This is a genomic window from Micromonospora sp. SYSU B005, from assembly GCF_055362685.1.
In genome coordinates this window covers 241,917-259,529 of record NZ_JAXCFU010000002.1, presented here as the reverse complement: position 1 = coordinate 259,529, position 17,613 = coordinate 241,917, and the positions used below count along the sequence as shown (strand labels likewise).

General features: G+C 73.5%; 13 protein-coding genes and 1 pseudogene. 8 read left to right on the top strand and 6 right to left on the bottom strand.

Annotated elements, in window-relative coordinates; all coding sequences use genetic code 11:
• Positions 1-11: 11 nt before the first annotated feature.
• Together SM452_RS06390 and SM452_RS06385 are read right to left on the bottom strand one after the other, a co-directional pair.
• A complete protein-coding gene (locus tag SM452_RS06390; protein ID WP_262011789.1) occupies positions 12-1,355 on the bottom strand; it encodes an ABC transporter substrate-binding protein in 1,344 nt (447 codons plus the stop codon).
• Between the two features lie 97 nt (positions 1,356-1,452).
• On the bottom strand, positions 1,453-2,499 hold the full coding sequence (locus SM452_RS06385; RefSeq protein ID WP_262011790.1) for a LacI family DNA-binding transcriptional regulator: 1,047 nt from the start codon (positions 2,497-2,499) through the stop codon (positions 1,453-1,455).
• A 241-nt stretch (positions 2,500-2,740) separates the two neighbouring features.
• Between SM452_RS06385 and SM452_RS06380 the strand changes: the two genes are divergently transcribed.
• The 8 genes from SM452_RS06380 to SM452_RS06345 all read left to right on the top strand — a co-directional run bounded on the left by SM452_RS06380 (position 2,741) and on the right by SM452_RS06345 (position 12,305).
• Positions 2,741-4,069 (top strand): Gfo/Idh/MocA family protein, encoded by a 1,329-nt coding sequence (locus SM452_RS06380; RefSeq protein ID WP_262011791.1) that lies wholly within the window; start codon positions 2,741-2,743, stop codon positions 4,067-4,069.
• A gap of 16 nt (positions 4,070-4,085) precedes the next feature.
• Positions 4,086-5,519, top strand: coding sequence for a glucuronate isomerase (uxaC, locus tag SM452_RS06375; RefSeq protein WP_262011792.1), 1,434 nt, complete (start codon positions 4,086-4,088; stop codon positions 5,517-5,519).
• A complete protein-coding gene (locus tag SM452_RS06370; protein ID WP_463839480.1) occupies positions 5,516-6,817 on the top strand; it encodes an enolase C-terminal domain-like protein in 1,302 nt (433 codons plus the stop codon). Before uxaC ends, SM452_RS06370 begins: the two co-directional genes overlap by 4 nt.
• Positions 6,808-8,292, top strand: coding sequence for a mannitol dehydrogenase family protein (locus tag SM452_RS06365; RefSeq protein ID WP_355507936.1), 1,485 nt, complete (start codon positions 6,808-6,810; stop codon positions 8,290-8,292). Before SM452_RS06370 ends, SM452_RS06365 begins: the two co-directional genes overlap by 10 nt.
• 43 nt (positions 8,293-8,335) lie before the next feature.
• The gene (locus tag SM452_RS06360; RefSeq protein WP_463839479.1) at positions 8,336-9,502 is read left to right on the top strand and encodes a Gfo/Idh/MocA family protein; all 1,167 of its coding nucleotides are present in this window, start codon (positions 8,336-8,338) and stop codon (positions 9,500-9,502) included.
• 28 nt (positions 9,503-9,530) lie between these two features.
• The gene (locus tag SM452_RS06355) at positions 9,531-10,874 is read left to right on the top strand and encodes a pectate lyase family protein (protein ID WP_463839478.1); all 1,344 of its coding nucleotides are present in this window, start codon (positions 9,531-9,533) and stop codon (positions 10,872-10,874) included.
• A 236-nt stretch (positions 10,875-11,110) separates the two neighbouring features.
• Positions 11,111-11,569 (top strand): ATP-binding protein, encoded by a 459-nt coding sequence (locus SM452_RS06350; RefSeq protein WP_355507942.1) that lies wholly within the window; start codon positions 11,111-11,113, stop codon positions 11,567-11,569.
• 7 nt (positions 11,570-11,576) lie between these two features.
• Complete coding sequence (locus tag SM452_RS06345) at positions 11,577-12,305, top strand: HD domain-containing protein (RefSeq protein WP_463839477.1); 729 nt, start codon at positions 11,577-11,579, stop codon at positions 12,303-12,305.
• Between the two features lie 135 nt (positions 12,306-12,440).
• On the opposite strand, the gene SM452_RS06340 is transcribed toward SM452_RS06345, so the two are convergent.
• The 4 genes and pseudogenes from SM452_RS06340 to SM452_RS06325 form a co-directional block, all read right to left on the bottom strand.
• On the bottom strand, positions 12,441-12,929 hold the full coding sequence (locus SM452_RS06340) for a barstar family protein (protein ID WP_463839476.1): 489 nt from the start codon (positions 12,927-12,929) through the stop codon (positions 12,441-12,443).
• A gap of 61 nt (positions 12,930-12,990) precedes the next feature.
• Positions 12,991-13,431 carry a ribonuclease domain-containing protein gene (locus tag SM452_RS06335; protein WP_355507948.1) on the bottom strand — a complete coding sequence of 147 codons (441 nt, stop codon included), beginning with the start codon at positions 13,429-13,431 and terminating at the stop codon, positions 12,991-12,993.
• 186 nt (positions 13,432-13,617) lie between these two features.
• Positions 13,618-16,527 (bottom strand): M36 family metallopeptidase, encoded by a 2,910-nt coding sequence (locus SM452_RS06330; protein ID WP_463839475.1) that lies wholly within the window; start codon positions 16,525-16,527, stop codon positions 13,618-13,620.
• Between the two features lie 286 nt (positions 16,528-16,813).
• Positions 16,814-17,563, bottom strand: a pseudogene (locus SM452_RS06325) (alpha/beta fold hydrolase).
• Between the last annotated feature and the right edge of the window lie 50 nt (positions 17,564-17,613).

The window sequence follows — 17,613 nt, the reverse complement described above, 5'->3', positions numbered from 1 at the left end:
CTTTCGTGGGGTCAGGCGATCGCGGCTTTGCAGGCGGTGACGAACTGCTCCGCCGCCTGAGCCGGGGTGGCGCGGCCGTACTGGGCGTTCTCGGCGGCCTTTACGAGCTCGGACTTGACCTTGCTGTGGCCCTTGATCGGCACCTGGGGCGAGGCGCCGAACTTCTGCGCCAGCTCGGACTCGACCTGGATGGACTGCTTCATGGCCGGGTCGGTGGCGGTCTCGCTGACCTTGGCGCGCAGGTCCATGTTGGACGGCAGACCACGGTCGGTGCCGAGCAGCGCCACCGCCTCCGGGTCGTTGTTCAGGAAGTTGATCACGTCGACGGCGACGTCCTTGTGCTTGCTGCCCTTGAACACCGACCAGTACATCGAGGCGCGCGCCCACTGGGCGCTGGGGTCACCCGGGTACGCGACCACGCCCAGCTCGTCCTTGGTGTTCTTCTTCAGGTCCGGCATCTGGTTGACCCAGACCCAGGAGGTGGCCGACTTGCCGGTGACCACCAGTTGCTTCGTGATGTCGCTGGAGTTGCCCTCGTGAATGACGTCAGGCGTCGGGGTGGCGCCCCGGTCCCGCGCGCCCTTCCACAGCTCGAACCACTTCGTCACGTCCTCGGCGGTGAACCCGAGTTCCTTGCCGTTGTACAGGTCCTTGCCCTGCTGGCGCAGCCACACCCAGAGCGCCTTGTAGTCGGCGCTCGGGTCCTGGGTGCCGGGCACCTTCGTCTTCTTCGCCACCTGCTCGGCCCAGGCGATGTGCTCCTCCCAGCTCATCCCGGTGGTCGGCTCGGGCAGCCCGTTCTTCGTCAGCAGCGTCTTGTTGTAGACCAGGCCCTGGGTGTTCTCTCCGGCGGCCACCCCGGCGAGCTTGCCGTCGACCACGCCGTACTCCAGCAGGCTCTTGGGGAACTTCGACACGTCGAGCTTGCCGGAGTCGCGGTAGCTGCCCAGGTCGAGCGTGGTGCTGCGGCCGGCGTACTCGGCCAGGTAGTTGTCGTCGATCTGGAACAGGTCCGGCGGGTTGCCGCCGGCGGTCAGCGTGGCGAGCTTGTCGAAGTAGCCCTGGTTGGCCTGCCAGGTCTTCTCGAACGTCACGTCGGGGTGCTTCTTGGTGTAGAGGGCCAGGGCGTCCTCGGTGAGCTTGGCCCGGGCCTCACCGCCCCACCAGAAGACGGAGAGTTTGACCGGGCCGCCGTCGCCGCCGGCGGAGTCGTCGCCGCAGCCGGCCGCGCCCAGGGCGAGGGGTACGGCGAGCGCGACAGCGGCCAGGCCGCGCACGAGTCGGCGTCGGGTCAGGGGGGTACGGTGATCCCGCCCGGCGGGTACGCCGGCGGTGGGGGACGTTGCGGGGTGCATCTGCGCTCACTCCTCGGCTGTGGGAGGCGACGACGTCACCGGCGGCCGTCCACGGGCCGCCCGGGTCCGCAGTGCTGTGCGGGCCCGGGCCACCTGCTCAGGCTCCGGTGCCGTCCCGGCCGGGCGCGGGGACGGGCCCGGTCGAGTCGCGGACGACCAGTTCGGTCTGGAGCATTACCTGTGCGGTGGTGCGACGGTCGCCGGCCGCCGCGCCCCGGCCCCGGGCGCCACGCGGCGCGTCGGAGTCGAGTTGCAGCAGCATGTCGACGGCCGTCCGGCCGGCGGCCGCGGTCGGCGTGGCCACCGTCGTCAGCTTGGGGCGGGTGAGCCGGCTCAACGCGATGTCGTCGACGCCGACGACGCTGACGTCGTGCGGCACCCGCGCCCCGAGCGCGTCCAGCCCTTCGATCAGGCCGATCGCCATCAGGTCGTTGTAGGCGAGCACGGCGGTGACGCCGCTGCGGCGTACCTGTTCGGCGATCGCGCCGCCGCCGGTCTCGGTGGGCTGGTTGGGTCCGAGGACTGTCAGTTCCGCTCCCCCGCCCCGGGCTGCGGCGGTCGCGGCGCGGCGCATCTCCCGGGCGGTCCAGGAGCCGCGCGGGCCGCCGAGCAGCGCGATCCGGCGGTGGCCGAGCCCGAGCAGGTGCTCGATCGCGGCCCGGGCGCCCTGCCCGACGTCCATCATCACGCAGGGCAGGCCGGCGACCTGGCGGTTTATCACCACCACCGGGACCTCGCGGCTGACCTGCTCGATCAGGCTGTTGCTCATCCGGGGGCTGCACAGCAGCACGCCGTCGACCTGCTTGGCCAGGGCGTGGACGAGGTCCTCCTCGGCGACCGGGTCCTCGTTGGTGTCGGCCACGAACACGTGGTAGTCGCGGTGCCGCGCCTGCCCCTCCGCCGCCTTGATCAGCGGCGGGAAGAACGGGTTGGCGATGTCGGCCACGATCAGGCCGATGTTGTGCGTACGGCCGGTGATGAGGGCCCGGGCGGCCCGGTTGGGCCGGTAGCCGAGGTCCTCCGCGCAGGCCAGCACCCGGACCCGGGTCTCCGGGTTGACCAGGTGCGGGGCCGAGAACGTCCGGGACACGGTGGAGATGTGCACACCGGAGGCGCGGGCGACGTCCCGGATGGTGGCTGGCACGGCGGGCTCCCTCGTCCGATGTGGTGGGCGTCACGGGTGCCGCCCATTAATGCAAACGGTTGCGCCCGTGTCAACGGTCCATTGTTGCGGCTCGATTGCGGCGATGATCCCGGTGGGCGCGCGAAACCTCATCAATGCGGATGGATAGGGCGGCTTGGCCGCCATCCGTTGACGACGCATCCATCGTCATGGTTTCTTCGGCTGCAAACCTTTGCAGCCGACTGGCGGGGAGGCCGACGTCATGTCACCACCGGCCCGGGAACGGGTCCGCCACGCCCTGGTGGGTGCCGGGGCACGCGCCGAGATGTTCGTCAGTGCCCTCGCGCTCGACCACGCCGACACCGCCGAGCTGGTAGCGCTCGCCGACGTCAACCACACCCGGATGGACGCCCACAACCGCTGGCTGGCCGAGCTGGGCCACCCGCCGGTGCCCACGTACGCCGCCGGTGACTTCGCCGCCATGCTCGCCAAGGAGCGCGTCGACGTGGTGCTGGTGACCAGCGTGGACGCCACCCACGACGAGTACGTGACGGCGGCGCTGCGGGCCGGCTGCGACGTGGTCGTCGAGAAGCCGATGACCGTGGACGCGCAACGGTGCCGCCGCATCCTGGACGCGGTCGCCGAGACCGGCCGGCGCGTCACAGTCGCCTTCAACTACCGCTACAACCCGCTGCACGAGCAGGTCCGCCGGCTGCTGGCCGACGGCGCGGTGGGCGAGATCGGGTCGGTGCACTTCGAGTGGCTGCTCGACGTGCGCCACGGCGCCGACTACTTCCGCCGCTGGCACCGCGACAAGTCCGTCTCCGGCGGGCTGCTGGTGCACAAGTCCGGTCACCACTTCGATCTGGTCAACTGGTGGCTCGACGCCCGGCCGGTCGAGGTGCACGCGTACGGCCGGCTGTTCTTCTACGGCGCGGACGGCCGCCGGCACGGCTACGCCCGCGACTACGACCGGGCGCACGGCTCCCCCGCCGCCGACGGCGACCCGTTCGCGCTGCGCCTGGCCGACCACCCGAGGCTGCGCGAGCTGTACCTCGACGCCGAGGCCGAGGACGGCTACCACCGCGACCGCAACGTCTTCGCCCCCGGCGTGACCATCGAGGACGACCTCGCGGTGCTGGCCCGCTACGACACCGGCGCCACGATGACCTACCACCTCACCGCGTACGCCCCCTGGGAGGGCTACCGGGTCATGGTCAACGGCAGCCGGGGCCGCCTCGAACTGGAGGTGACCGAGAGCGACCACGTCAGCCCGTCCGTCGCCGGTGCATTGAAGGGCGCCGCGCTGCACGGCGACGAGGCCGCCGTCGAGCAGGGCGCGGCCCGGCTCACGCTGCGCCCGTTCTGGGCGCCGCCGCAGGAGATCCCGGTCGAGGGCTGGACCCGGCGCGGGCACGGCGGCGCTGACGCCCGGATGACCCGGGTGCTGCTCGGCGGCGAACCCGACCCGCTCGGCCGGGCCGCCACCGCCCGCGACGGCGCGCTCGCCCTGCTCACCGGCCTGGCCGCCAACCGCTCACTGGAGACCGGCGCGCCCGTCCGGGTCGCCGACCTGCTCACCCTGCCCTGACCGAGGAGCCCTCGCTGTGCCGATCATCCCCCGCGGCGACCTGCTGCTGCCCGCCGAGCCCGGGCTTCGCGCCCTGGCCCGGGAGCTGTACGCGCTCGCCGCCGAGCAGCCGCTCATCTCCCCGCACGGGCACGTCGACCCCGGGCTGCTGGCCGAGGACCAGCCGTTCCCCGACCCGGCCCGGCTGCTCATCGTGCCCGACCACTACCTGACCCGGATGCTGCTCAGCCAGGGCGTACCCCCGGCCGACCTGGGCGTGCCGAGCGTCGACGGCAGCCCGGTGGAGACCGACGGGCGGACCATCTGGCGGCGCTTCGCCGCGCACTGGCACCTGTTCCGCGGCACCCCGTCGCGGCTGTGGCTGGAGCAGACGTTCCGGCACGTGTTCGGCGTCGACACGCCGCTGAGCCCGGCCACCGCCGACGCCGTCTACGACGCGCTCGCCGCGCGCCTCGCCGAGCCGGGGTTCCGGCCCCGGGCGCTGTTCGAGCGCTTCGGCATCGAGGTGCTCGCCACCACCGAGTCGCCGCTGGACGACCTGGGCCGGCACGCCAAGCTCGCCGCCGACGGCTGGGGCGGGCCCGGCGGCCGGGTGGTCACCACGTTCCGCCCCGACGACGTGGTGGACATGGAGTTCGGCGACTGGGCCGCGAACGTGGACCGGCTCGCCGAGGTCTCCGGCGAGGACACCGGCACGTACGCCGGATACCTGGCCGCGCTGCGGGCACGGCGGGAGGCGTTCGCCGCCGCCGGGGCCACCTCCACCGACCACGGGCACCCGACCGCCCGTACCCTCGATCTCTCCCCGGCGGAGGCCGCGGCGCTCTACGACAAGGGGCGGCGCGGTGACGCCGACGCGGCCGACGCGGAGGCGTTCCGGGCGCACATGCTGCTGGAGTTCGCCCGGATGTCGCTCGACGACGGCCTGGTCATGCAGCTGCACCCCGGCGCGGTGCGCAACCACAACCGGTGGCTGCACGCCCGGCACGGCCGCGACGTGGGCGGCGACGTGCCGCAGGCCACCGAGTACGTGCACGGCCTCGCCCCGCTGCTCGACGCGCACGGCAACGACCCCCGGCTCACAGTGGTGCTCTACACGCTCGACGAGGACACGTTCACCAGGGAACTCGCGCCGCTCGCCGGCGGGTACGCGGCGCTGCGCCTCGGCGCGCCCTGGTGGTTCCTGGACTCCCCGGAGGTGCTGCGCCGGTTCCGGGAGGCGGTCACCGAGACCGCCGGGTTCTACAACACCGCCGGGTTCGTCGACGACACCCGCGCGTTCTGTTCCATCCCGGTACGCCACGACGTGGCCCGCCGGGTCGACGCCGGCTTCCTCGCCCGCCTCGTCGCCGAGCACCGGCTGACCGGGGACGAGGCCGCCGAGACCATCGTCGACCTGGCGTACCGGCTGCCGAAGCAGGTCTTCAAGTTCGGAGGCGGGCCCGCATGACCACGATCGTCGACGTCGAGGTGCACGACGTGCGCTTCCCCACCGCCGCCAGCGGCGACGGCTCGGACGCGATAAACAGGGGCGACTACTCGGCCACGTACGTGGAGCTGACCACCGACGGCGGGCCGACAGGCACCGGGTTCACGTTCACCAACGGGCGGGGCAACGAGATCACCTGCGCGGCGGTCCGCGCGCTCGCCCACCACGTCCGGGGACGCACCGTCGCCGAGATCGCCGCCGAGCCCGTGGCGTTCTGGCGCTCCCTGGCCGCCGACGTGCAACTGCGCTGGCTCGGCCCGGAGAAGGGCGTGATCCACATGGCCACCGGCGCGCTCGTCAACGCGGTCTGGGACCTGCGCGCCAAGCTCGCCGGAAAGCCGATGTGGCGCTTCCTCGCCGAGGCCCCCACCGACGAGCTGGTCGCGACTGTCGACTTCCACCACATCACCGACGCGCTCACCCCCGACGAGGCGGCGGCCATCCTCGACAAGGGACGCGACGGCCTGGCCGACCGGCTCGCCGGGCTGGAACGCGACGGGTTCCCCTCGTACACCACGTCGGTCGGCTGGCTCGGCTACCCGGACGAGCAGGTGCGCGCGCTGACCCGCGACGCGTACGCCGCCGGGTGGCGCGCGATGAAGATGAAGGTCGGCGGGCGGATCGAGGACGACCTGCGGCGGGCCCGGATCATCAGGGCCGAGATCGGACCGGACGCGCTGCTCATGATGGACGCCAACCAGGTGTGGGACGTGGACGAGGCGATCGCCGCGATGGGCGTGCTCGCCGCTGTCGACCCGTACTGGATCGAGGAGCCCACGCACGCCGACGACGTGCTCGGGCACGCCCGGATCGCCCGCGCGGTCACCGAGCTGACCGGCGGTCGCTGCCGGGTCGCCACCGGCGAGGTCGCCGCCAACAAGGTCATCTTCAAGCAGCTGCTCCAGGCCGAGGCGATCGGCGTGATGCAGATCGACGCCTGCCGCGTCGGCGGCGTGGACGAGGTGCTCGCCGAACTGCTGCTGGCCGCGAAGTTCGGCGTGCCGGTCTGCCCGCACGCCGGTGGCGTGGGCCTGTGCGAGTACGTGCAGCACCTCGCGATCTTCGACCACCTGCGGATCGGCACCAGCCTGGACGGCCGCATGGTCGAGTACGTCGACCACCTGCACGAACACTTCACCGACCCGGTCCGCACCCGCGGCGGGCGCTACCTGCTGCCCACCGCGCCCGGCTACAGCGCCACCATGCGCCAGGAGTCGATCGCGCGGTTCCGCTTCCCGGACGGCCCGGCATGGCGCTGACCCCCGACCGGCTCGGCCTGGCCACGCTGCGCCACCTGCCGCCGGAGTCCCGGCCGCTGCTGCGCCCCGGCACCGTGCCGGCCGGCATCGTCCACCTCGGCGTCGGCGCGTTCCACCGCGCCCACCAGGCCGTGCACACGGAGGCGGCGGTCGGCGCGGCCGGCGGCGACTGGGGCATCATCGGCGTCGCGCCGCGCAGCACCGACGTGGTCGACGCCCTGGCCGCGCAGGACTGCCTGTTCAGCGTCACCACGCTCGCCGCGGACGGCGCGGACACCCGGGTGGTCGGCGCGCTCACCGGGGTACGGCACGCCGCGAGCGACCCGGACGCGGTGGTCGGCCTGCTCGCCGACCCGGCGATCCGGGTGGTCACGCTGACGGTGACGGAGAAGGCGTACCGGCTTGATCCGGTGACCGCCGCGCTGACAGTGGACGCGGACCTGACCGCCGACCTGACCACCGGCCGTCCCCCGCGTACCGTGCCGGGTCTGCTGGTCCGCGGGCTGCTCGCCCGCGCCGCCGCCGACGCCGGGCCGATCGCGCTGGTCAGCTGCGACAACCTGCCCGCCAACGGGCGCCGGCTGCGCGGGCTGGTGGAGCAGTGCCTCGCGCTGGCCCGGGTGCCGGACGCGAGCGCCGAACGGGTGCTCGCGGCGGTGACCTGCCCCGGCACCATGGTCGACCGGATCGTGCCGGCCAGCACCGACGAGACCCGGGACACGGCGCGGCGGGCGCTGGGCGTGACCGACCTGGCGGCGGTCGCCGCCGAACCGTGGTCGCAGTGGGTGATCGAGGACGACTTCCCCGGCGGGCGACCGGCCTGGGAACGATCCGGCGCGATCCTCACCGGCGACGCCGGCCCGTGGGAGCGGCTGAAACTGCGGGCACTGAACGGCGTGCACTCCGCCACCGCGTACCTCGGTGCGCTGGCCGGCGCGGAGACGGTGGCCGAGGCACTGACGCTGCCGCACCTGGACGCGGTGCTGCGGCGGCTGCTCGCCGAGGAGATCGCGCCGAGCTTCACCCCGCCGCCCGGCGCCGACGTGGCCGACTACGGCGAGCAGGTACTGGCCCGTTTCGGCAACCCGGCGATCCGGTACCGGACGACGCAGGTCGCCATGGACGGTTCGCAGAAGCTGCCGCAGCGGGTCCTGCACACCGTCGCCGACCTGCGTGCCGCCGGACGGTCGGCGCGGTGGAGCGCGCTCGTGGTGGCCGCGTGGCTGCGGTTCCTGCTCGGGTACGCCGACGACGGCCGGCCGCTGCCGCTGGACGACCCGCTCGCCGACCGGCTGCGCGCCGCGCTCGCCGCCGGAGCGCACACCCCGGCCGGGGTGGTGGACGCGGTCTTCGCGCTGCGCGAGGTGTTCCCCGCCGACCTGGCCGCCGACGAGGAGTTCCGCGCCGACGTGACCGGCTGGCTCACCGCGCTGGAACGCCACGGCGTCCGGGCCACGCTGGCGGACGCACGGTGACCGGCGGCGTGCCGGGTGGGCGGCGACCCGGCGGGGGTCGCCGGTGAGCGGCAACGACCCGCCGCGGGTGGCGCTGGTCGGGGCGAACGGGCACGGCCGCTGGCACCGCCGGGCCATCGCGGAGCTGCACGCGGCCGGGCGGGCGCGTCTTGTCGCGCTGGTCGACGTGCGGCCGCTGGAGACCGAACCGGAAGCGCCGGTTCCACCGGAGGCGGCCGTCCTCACCGACCACCGGGACATGCTCGCCGCGTGCCGCCCGGACGTGGTGGTGATCTGCACGCCGCCGCACACCCACCTGCCGATCGCGCTCGACGTACTGGCCGCCGGGGCGGACCTGCTGCTGGAGAAGCCGCCGGTGCTCGACCTCGCCGAACACCTGATGCTCACCGAGGCCGCGGACGCCGCCGGCCGGGCCGTGCAGGTCAACTTCCAGGCGCTCGGCTCGGCCGCGCTGACCGAACTGACCGGCGCGCTCGGGCGGCTCGGCCCGGTCACCGGCATCGCCACGCTCGCCGCCTGGCAGCGTCCGGACGCCTACTACGCCCGCTCCCCCTGGGCCGGACGACGAACCGTCGACGGCCGCCCGGCGCTGGACGGTGCGCTCGCCAACCCGCTCGCGCACGCGCTCATGCAGTGCCTCGCCGTCGCCGAATCGGTCACCGGCGCGCCGGTACGCCCGGCCCGGATCGCTGTGGAGCGCTACCGGGTCCGCCCGATCGAGGTGGACGACACCACAGTGCTGCGGCTGACCCCGCACGCCGGGCCGCCGGTGCTGGCCGCGCTCACCCTCGCCGCCGAGGAACACGTCCCCGGGGAGGTGCTCGTCACCGGCGAGCGTGGACGGGCGCTGCTGGAGTACCCGACCGACCGGCTGCGACTGCCCGGCGACGACGCGCCGCGCCCGGTGCCCGGCCGCCGAGGGCTGCTGGCGAACCTGCTCGACCACCGCGCGGACGGCACACCGCTGATCGCGCCGCTGGCGCGTACCGAGCCGTTCACCGCGGTGCTGGACGCGCTGCGGGACGCCCCCGTTCCCACGCTGCTCGACGGGGACCTGGTACGCGAGGCGGGCGACGGGCCGCAGCGGGTGCGGATGGTGCGGGGCGTCGGCGCGGTGCTGCGGGCCGCCGCGGAGACCGGCGCGCTGCCGTCCGAGGCGGGCGTGCCGTGGGCGGCCACGCCGTACGTGGTGGACCCGCCCGCGCAGTGAATGTCCCTCCAGGAGAACGGAACGAGTCATGCGTACCCGAACCGCAGTCGTCGCGGCGCTGACCGCCGCGCTCGTCCTCACCACCGCCGCGCCCGCGCCGGCCGCACCTGGTGAGCCGTCCCGGGCCGCCGAGCTGATCGGCCGCCAGGCCCTCGCCGCGAACGACGGCTGGGCCGCCGCGGGCACCGGCACCACCGGCGGGTCGGCCGCCGAGCCGGACCGGGTACGCGTCGTGCGTACCCGCGCCGAGCTGGTCGACGCGCTCGGCGGCGACAACGCCACGAACGCCGCCGACGCCACCGGAAAGATCGTGTACGTGGCCGGAACCGTCGACGGTTTCGAAGGCCCGGACGGCACAACGCTGGACTGCGCCGACCTGGCCGACCCGGAGTACTCGCTACCCGCCTACCTGGCCGCGTACGACCCGGCGACCTGGGGCCGGACGAACCCGAGCGGGCCGCTGGAGGCCGCCCGGGTGCGCTCGGTGGCCGAACAGACCCGGCAGACCCAGATCAACGTCGGCTCGAACACCACGATCATCGGTTTGCGCGGCGCCCGGCTCACCGGCCTGACGCTGATGATCGACCGGGTGGACAACGTGATCGTGCGCAACATCGAGTTCGCCGACGCCCGCGACTGCTTCCCCGCCTGGTCCCCTGCCGACGGCGACACCGGCAACTGGAACTCCCAGTACGACCAGATCTCGGTGCGGCGCAGCGAGCACGTCTGGATCGACCACAACACGTTCACCGACGGCGACAACCCGGACAGCGCGCAGCCCGTCTACTTCGGCCGGCCCTGGCAGGTGCACGACGGCTCGGTGGACGTCACGCACACCTCCAGCCTGGTCACCGTGTCCTGGAACCGGTTCACCGGCCGGGACAAGGTGATGCTGATCGGCTCGTCGAACACCGTCGGCCCGGACGTGGGCCGGCTCGACGTCACAGTGCGGCACAACCTGTTCGACGGCACGCTGCAACGGCTGCCCCGGGTGCGGTTCGGCCAGGTCGACGTGCACGAGAACCACTACCGGCTCGGCGGTCCAGGCTTCGCGTACGCCCTCGGCGTCGGCGTGCAGTCCGCCCTGTACGCGGAGAACAACTTCTTCACGCTCACCGGCGACACCACCCCGGCCGACCTGCTCTACGACTGGGGCGGCACCGCGCTCACCGAGCGGGGCAGCTGGGTCCGGCAGGGTGACCGCCTGCCCCGGCCGGTGAGCCTGCTCGCCGGGTACAACGCCGCCCACGACCCGGACCTCGGCGGCGACGCCGGGTGGACGCCCACGCTGCGCGCCGCCCGGCCGCTGCCGACCCCCCTGGTCCCGTTCGTCGTGGACGCCTGGGCCGGGGCCGGCCGGCTGCCGCTCTGACCTGCGCCGGAACCCACCCCGGCAACCGGGCTGGCGTCCCCCGGGGGATGCCGGCCTGGCGTCGTCACCGGCCCGCCGGCTGACACGCCGCCGCCGATGCGCGATGATCACGTTGACGGACATCGCCGCCGGGGGAATGAATCGGCGGCCACCGGGGACAACAGGGTGAGAATCAGGCGGTGAGAGCGCGAGTGGGCGCCCAGGCCCGGGGACGGGCACGGGACGGAGGGCCGGACGTGACGGGTGGGACATCCGGCGACGTCGGCCCGGTCCTCACCATCGACCTACCGGCCGACCCGGCCCGGCTCGCCGCCACCCGGGAACGGTTGCGCGGCTGGCTGCACGCCCAAGGCGTGAGCGAGTGGGACGTCGACACCGTCCTCATCGCCACCGGCGAGGCGTGCGCCAACGCCATCGAGCACGGCTACCGCTTCGCCCCGGAAGGCATCACCACCCTGCGGGCCGAGCTGCGCGGCGACCGGCTGGAGATCGAGGTACGCGACCGCGGCGGCTGGCGCGCGGCCGACGGCGACGACAGCGGCGACCGGGGGCGCGGGCGGCTGATCATGGCGCGGGTGATGGACGAGGCCACCATCGTCGGCACGCCGGAGGGCACCTGCGTACGCCTGGTCAAGCGCCTCACCGGCGACGTGAGCGGCCCGGCGGGCACCGGATCTAGCGAAGATCAGCTATAAGGGACGCATGGAGTTCCCCGCGTACCTCGCCACCATGCCGATGCACGCGATCACCGAGATCCACGGTGAGCCCGGCCTGCTGGCCCGGTTCCGGCTGGAGATCGAGGCGTTCGACGAGGCCGCGCGCAACCGGCTGACCGAGGCGCTCGGCCTGGCCGCCGACCTGCACCGCGACGACCGGCGGGTACGCGAGCCGTACCTCAACCACCTGCTGCGGGTGGCGATCCGGCTGATGCACCACTACCAGGTGCGGGACGTGGACGTGATCGTCGCCGGGCTGCTGCACGACGCGGTCGAGGACCACCCCGCCGAGCTGGCCGGGCTCGACCCTTCGGCCACCGGGCCCGACGTGACCTCGGCGGCGCTCGCCGCGCTGTCCGGCCGGTTCGGGTCGCGGGTCGCCCGGCTGGTCGCGGCGGTCACCAACCCGGCGTACGACCCGGGCCGGGACCGCGACGAGCAGTACCGGGAGCACGTGGCGGCCAGCCTGGAACGGGAACCCTGGGCGCGGGTGATCAAGGTGTCCGACTTCACCGACAACGGCGTGGGCGTGATCCACACGGTCGGGCCGAAGGTGGCCCGCGCCGCCGCCAAGTACCGCCCGCTGGTGCCGGTCTTCCGCGACCTGGTCGCCCGCCCGGACACACCACTGTCCCCGCCGGTCAAGCAACACATCCTCGACCAGCTCGACCTGGCCGAGGAACGCTTCAGCGCCATCCTCGACCACCCCGCCTGACCCCTCCCCCACCCTGCCCCGTCCCTAGACGTTGATCAAGGAGTTTGTGTCGCCGTAGGGGCCTGATCCGGACGCAAAGTCCTTGATCACCGCCCGGTCCGCGGGTGGTGGGCGCGGGTGACGGGTTACGGGGGGTCAGTCGGCGGGGGGTGGGGCGCCTACGTGGCCGCCGAGCACGGCGGCCACCCGGGCGCGCAGGGCGGGCAGGCGGTCCGGGTGGTCGCGCAGCACCACCCGCAACGTCTCGTGCCCACCGGCGGCGGCCGCGCCCAGCACGTCCAGCAGCGTGCCGAGCTGGGCGGGCGGCTCGTCCGCGAGCAGGTCCGCCGCGTCGGTCACGACCACTGTCAGCGGACCGGCGTCGAGGCGGTCGGCGAGCGCGTCGGCGAGGGCGTCCCAGTTGCGGCCGTACCAGCCGGGCAGCTCCAGCGCCCCGGCCAGCGTCTCATGCAGCGTGGCCCGGATACGCGCCTGCGCGCCGGAAATCAGCACGCCGCCCGGGAGCGCCCCGCCACCCGACCGGGGGTCACCGCCCGAGCCTGACACGGTCGCGCCGCCCTCCGGCTCGGGCGGCGTGCCGTCGTACACGAGCCAGGCCGGCGGTTGCGCGGACGCTGCGCCCATGGTCCGTCCTTTCCCGACGGCGCCGACCGGGCACAGCGGGCCCGGCCGGCGTCGAGGCTGCTCAGAGCCGGTAGAAGTTGGCGTAGTGGTCGGGTGAGAACCAGGTCGCCCCGGTGCTCTTGTTGACCACGATCCGGTACGCGTCCCGGGAGGCGTTGCAGGCGCGCGGGTACACGTCGTACTCGTAGTAGGTGGCGCCGGTGGGCAGCTGTCCCTCGTAGTTGTAGAACCGGCCGCCGGCGAAGTTGCACTGGCCGCCGCTCCACGAGTACCAGCCGCGGCTGGTCGGGAAGCTCTTCGCGGACCAGCCGGATCGCGCGGCGCGCGCGTCGGCGCAGCGGGACTGCGTGCAGGAGCCGTAGACGGCTGCCGCGGCCGGTTCGGCGAGGCGGGTGGAGGCGGTGGACGGGGCGACGAGCGCGGCGGCGGCCACGGCGGTGACCAGGGCGGACGCGGCGAGGGCGCGGCGTACGCGGGTGACGGCGGCGCGGAACGAGGTCAAGGGATCCTCCTTGAACGGGACGACAGCGCATCGATCGACATTGATGGCCGATCGGTGCTCAGTCTGTCGAGGATCCTGCCCGCCGTACAGTCCCGATCCGGCGACGGCGCCCCGAACCGCGCGTGAACACACGGTGGCGGGTGCGGACGGACGACAGGGGCCGCCCGTCCGCACCCGCCGCGTATGTCAGTGCGTGAACGCCTGGAACTCGGCGATCCGCACGTTCTGCGCCTGCGGGCTGGCGGTGGCGCAGTCGGTCGCCGCCCGCGGGTCGTCGTCCTGCTCACCGGCGTAGTCCGGCGCGCCCGTGCACTGGTTGGTCAGCACCTCGACGCGCAGGTGCGTGGCCTTGGTACGCGGGATGTCGAACGACCGCATGATCAGCTCCGGCGCTCGGGGACGCGGCGCAACAGCCGGGAACGCGTCCGGCCGGCTGGTGTAGACCGGCCGGAAGTCCGCCGCGTCGGCGCAGGTCACCGGCCCGGTCGCGGTGCACGCCAGAACCCGGAACTGCCGCACCGCGGAGTACCGGCTCTGGGTGCCGGCGTCGGCGTCACCGACGACCGGCGGGCGCAGCATGGCGCTGACCTGCACCCGGCGTACCTGCTGGACGTCACCGGCCAGGTCGACGGTGACCTGCCGGCCGGCGACCGGCGCACCGAGCGAGGCCCAGTTGGTGGCCTCGTCGTCGTCGGCGATCTGCGGCAGATTGATCCCGTCGCCGCTGACCGCCGCGCCCGCGGTGGCCGAGGCCAGGTTGGGCCGCAACGTCACCGCCAGCGTCCGGTTCTGACCGGCCTTGACCGTCACCGGGCCGATGCGGGTGTGGCCGTAGCCGGGCGCCCGCACCACGAACTCGTACGTGCCGGGCACCAGCTCGACCCGGTCGGTGAGCGGGGTGGCCGCGTCGGTGTCCGCCACCGGCACCGCCCGCGCCTGGTAGCGCCCGACGAACAGCTGCGCGCCGGCCACCGGCCCGCGCTCGCCGACCGGCAGAAGGCGCAGCGACCCCTCCCGCGCGTACGGCGAGGTGAAGCCCGGCGTCGGGTCGGCGTCGGTGTGGCCGACGCTGGCCGCGGTCTCGCCGAGGCCGCGCCCGGCGAACGCGTTCCACAGCAGGTCCTGGTTGGCCCCGCCGAAGCGGATCCGGTCGGCGGCGAGCATCGCGTCCCGGGCGTCGACCATGCTGACCTGGCTGACCGACATGAGCAGGAACGAGTCGAAGACCAGCTGGATCCATCGCCGGTTACCGGGGCAGGCGGTGACGTCGCGGGCGCCGGTGGCGCACGCCTTCTGCACGGCCGGGGTGCCGCTGCCCCAGCGGCGCATCATGGCCGCGCGGATGTCGGCGTTGGTGGCGCTCCACAGCTCACCGGAGGCGTGCACCTGGAGGCCGACGAAGTCGTAGTCGACCGAGCTGTAGTTGAGCGGGCTGTCGCTCATGTTGTAGTTGCGGATACCCGCGTTCGGGTCCCCGGTGGTGTACTCGCCGATGGTGAAGCCGCGCCGGCCGGGCGCGGCGTACCCGTGCTCGAAGAGGTACTCCATGGCGAGCTGGTCGGACCAGCTCTCACTCATGCCCTGCGGCGAGCTGACCCCGGCGCTCGGGCCGGCGATCATGCGGTTGGTGACCGCGTGGCCGTACTCGTGGGCGATCACCGACATGTCGAAGTCGCCGTCGACGCACGGCGCGTAGAACGAGCCCGCCATCGGCTGCCACAGGTACATGTTCGTGGTCGGCGCGACGCCGTCCGGCGGGGTGATCTGGTTGGCGTTGTTACGGGCCGCGAACGCGGGCGGACCGCCGCTGATGCCACCGGCCTGCGCGTTGCCCTGCTCCGGGTCGTTACCGAGCCCGCCGCGGCCGAGGTTGTCCTGCTGCATGTTCCAGGTCTCCTCGGTGAACCCGAGGTGATAGGTCCAGTCGTGCATCCGGTTGTGCATGGCGAACAGGTTCGCCCGCGCCGCGTCGATGTCGTTCGCCTGCGGCGACGTGAACACCTCCGGGTTGCAGCGCTGCTCCTGCCACTGGTTCGTCCACGGGTAGTCGTACCGGCGGTCCGGGCGCGGCGTCGCGGTCTCGGTGCCGACGCTGAACGGGTCGTTGCTGTTCCAGTTCTGCACCGCGATCGCGTTGTTGCCCTTGGTCGTGGTGGTGGACTGGCCGGTGGCCGGGTCCACGTCCCACGCCGGGTGCCCGGGCACGCCCACCACCTCGGCGCAGCCGCGCGCCGGCACGGCGCACCACCGCTTGCGGGTGTCGGCCGAGGACCCGTCGACACGCGGCGAATTGGGGAAGACCTCCCACGAGGGGTGGTCGGCGTCGTGGTCGATCAGGTCCTCGCGGACCAGCACCGTGCCGTCGCGGGCGTCCACGTAGGTGGAGTAGGCGGCCGGGTCCGCGCCGGTGGTGTCCGCGCCGAGGACCACCTCCCACGCCGCGCGCGGCCCACGGTCCGCGGTGGGCACCGCGACCAACGAGGTACGCACGACCTGCGCGTCGGCACGGCCCGCGTCGGCGACGGCGGCCGTACGGGCCTGCTCGGCGCTGATCGTCGCGGGGGCCGGCGTACCGGTGTCACGGGCGAGCGAGGAGCTGACGTGCCACACCGCTCCGTCGCGTACGCCGATCGACAGCATGCCGTCGACGGCGGCCGGCAGGTCACCGAAGCGCTGCCGGAACAGTACGGTGGCGCCCTGCCCCATCGGCGCCACCGTCAGCAGTTCCAGCGCGGCGGCGCCCTCGACGGTCAGGCCCAGCACGTCCCGGTTGGCTGCGACGTACGCGCGCGCGGCGGCGGCCGGGTCGGCGGGCAGCCCGGTGGCCAGGGGCTTGCCGGTCGAGGTGAGCGTCGCGGGCGTACCGAAGTCGGTCCAGCGCACCCGAGCGCCGAGCGCGGCGGCGCGGTCGCGCTGCCGGTCGCTGGCGAGAACGCGGCCCTTGCGGTTGTCAGTGGCCTTGGTGTCGTGCCGGTCGCCCGGCAGGTGGTCGGGTGGCGCCTGGGTACGGGTCTGTTCCCGGGGTGCCGCCTGGCCGCCGCCAGCGGCGGTCAGGACCAGACCGGCTGCCATCAGCAGCGCGGTGGTCCCCGTCAACGCACGGGATGGTGTGCGCACGGTCCCTCCTGTCATCGTCGAACGGCGATGTCCGTTCCGCCATCCGACCAGGACGATCAACGCGCCGACACCAGCCGAACATCCAAAAATGTTGCTGCGTCGATTTCTCGGCGGCCCCCACGGAGCCTCCACCCGAGCACTTCCGAGACTGACGTCTCACCAGACGAGACGCGAATAGATCTTGGTACGAAACGGCCCTCATGGGGGCCCTTTCGTACCAAGATCTCCACGCCGTCAGCAGCTACTGGATCGAGAAGGACGTGGCTCACCCCGGGCCGTCGAGGAAGGTGGCCACGGCCCGGCGGAAGCCGTGCGGGTTCTCGACCCACGGCAGATGACCTGATCCGGGCAGGCTGACCCGCTCGCAGTTCGGCAGCGCCTTCTCCAGCGAGTCGACGCCCCAGCGGGGACGGATGTCCTCGGGTCCGTCGATGATCAGCACGGGCAGGTCGAGTGTCCGGCACCGCGCCGCGATGTCGCAGGTGCGGAGTTCCTGCTTGACCTCGGCGTTGATCGCCCGCTTGCAGTCACTGTTGACACCGAGCCACGGCGTGGCCATGTCCTCGGCGTGCCGCACGGCGGCGTCGGGGTCGGCAAAGTCGGCCGACCACTGCAGGACCGCCCGTTCCCGATCCTCGGCCGGGGTGCGGGCGCGAGCGCCCAACTCCTCCCACCGCTTCAGGTGCAGCCCGAGTCGCCGCTTGAGATTGAGTTCGTAGTGCGGATGCCAGCCGCGATCGGGGTCGATGCCGGTGCCGGAGACGTAGATCAGGTGACTGACCCGCTCCGGGTGCTCGATCGCGTACCGCAGCGCCAGGTGCGCGCCCCACGAATGGCCCAGCACTGCCGTTCACGGGCCGGCCAGGTGTTCGCGTACCGCGTCGAGGTCGGCGACGAAGCGGCCGATCGAGTACGGACCGCGCCGCTCGGAGCGCCCGCAGCCACGCTGGTCCCACCGAATGACGTGGGCGCGATCGTCGAGCAGCCGGGCGACCGGGCCGAGGTAGTCCCACATGCCCGGGCCGCCGTGACAGAGCACCAGCGGCGCTCCGGCGCCGACCTGGT

Excerpts from the sequence above, each read along its gene's own strand:
- SM452_RS06390 (WP_262011789.1), bottom strand. The coding sequence starts at position 1,355 with ATGCACCCCGCAACGTCCCCCACCGCCGGCGTACCCGCCGGGCGGGAT.
- SM452_RS06380 (WP_262011791.1), top strand. The coding sequence starts at position 2,741 with ATGTCACCACCGGCCCGGGAACGGGTCCGCCACGCCCTGGTGGGTGCC.
- SM452_RS06370 (WP_463839480.1), top strand. The coding sequence starts at position 5,516 with ATGACCACGATCGTCGACGTCGAGGTGCACGACGTGCGCTTCCCCACC.
- SM452_RS06365 (WP_355507936.1), top strand. The coding sequence starts at position 6,808 with ATGGCGCTGACCCCCGACCGGCTCGGCCTGGCCACGCTGCGCCACCTG.
- SM452_RS06355 (WP_463839478.1), top strand. The coding sequence starts at position 9,531 with ATGCGTACCCGAACCGCAGTCGTCGCGGCGCTGACCGCCGCGCTCGTC.
- SM452_RS06345 (WP_463839477.1), top strand. The coding sequence starts at position 11,577 with ATGGAGTTCCCCGCGTACCTCGCCACCATGCCGATGCACGCGATCACC.
- SM452_RS06340 (WP_463839476.1), bottom strand. The coding sequence starts at position 12,929 with ATGGGCGCAGCGTCCGCGCAACCGCCGGCCTGGCTCGTGTACGACGGC.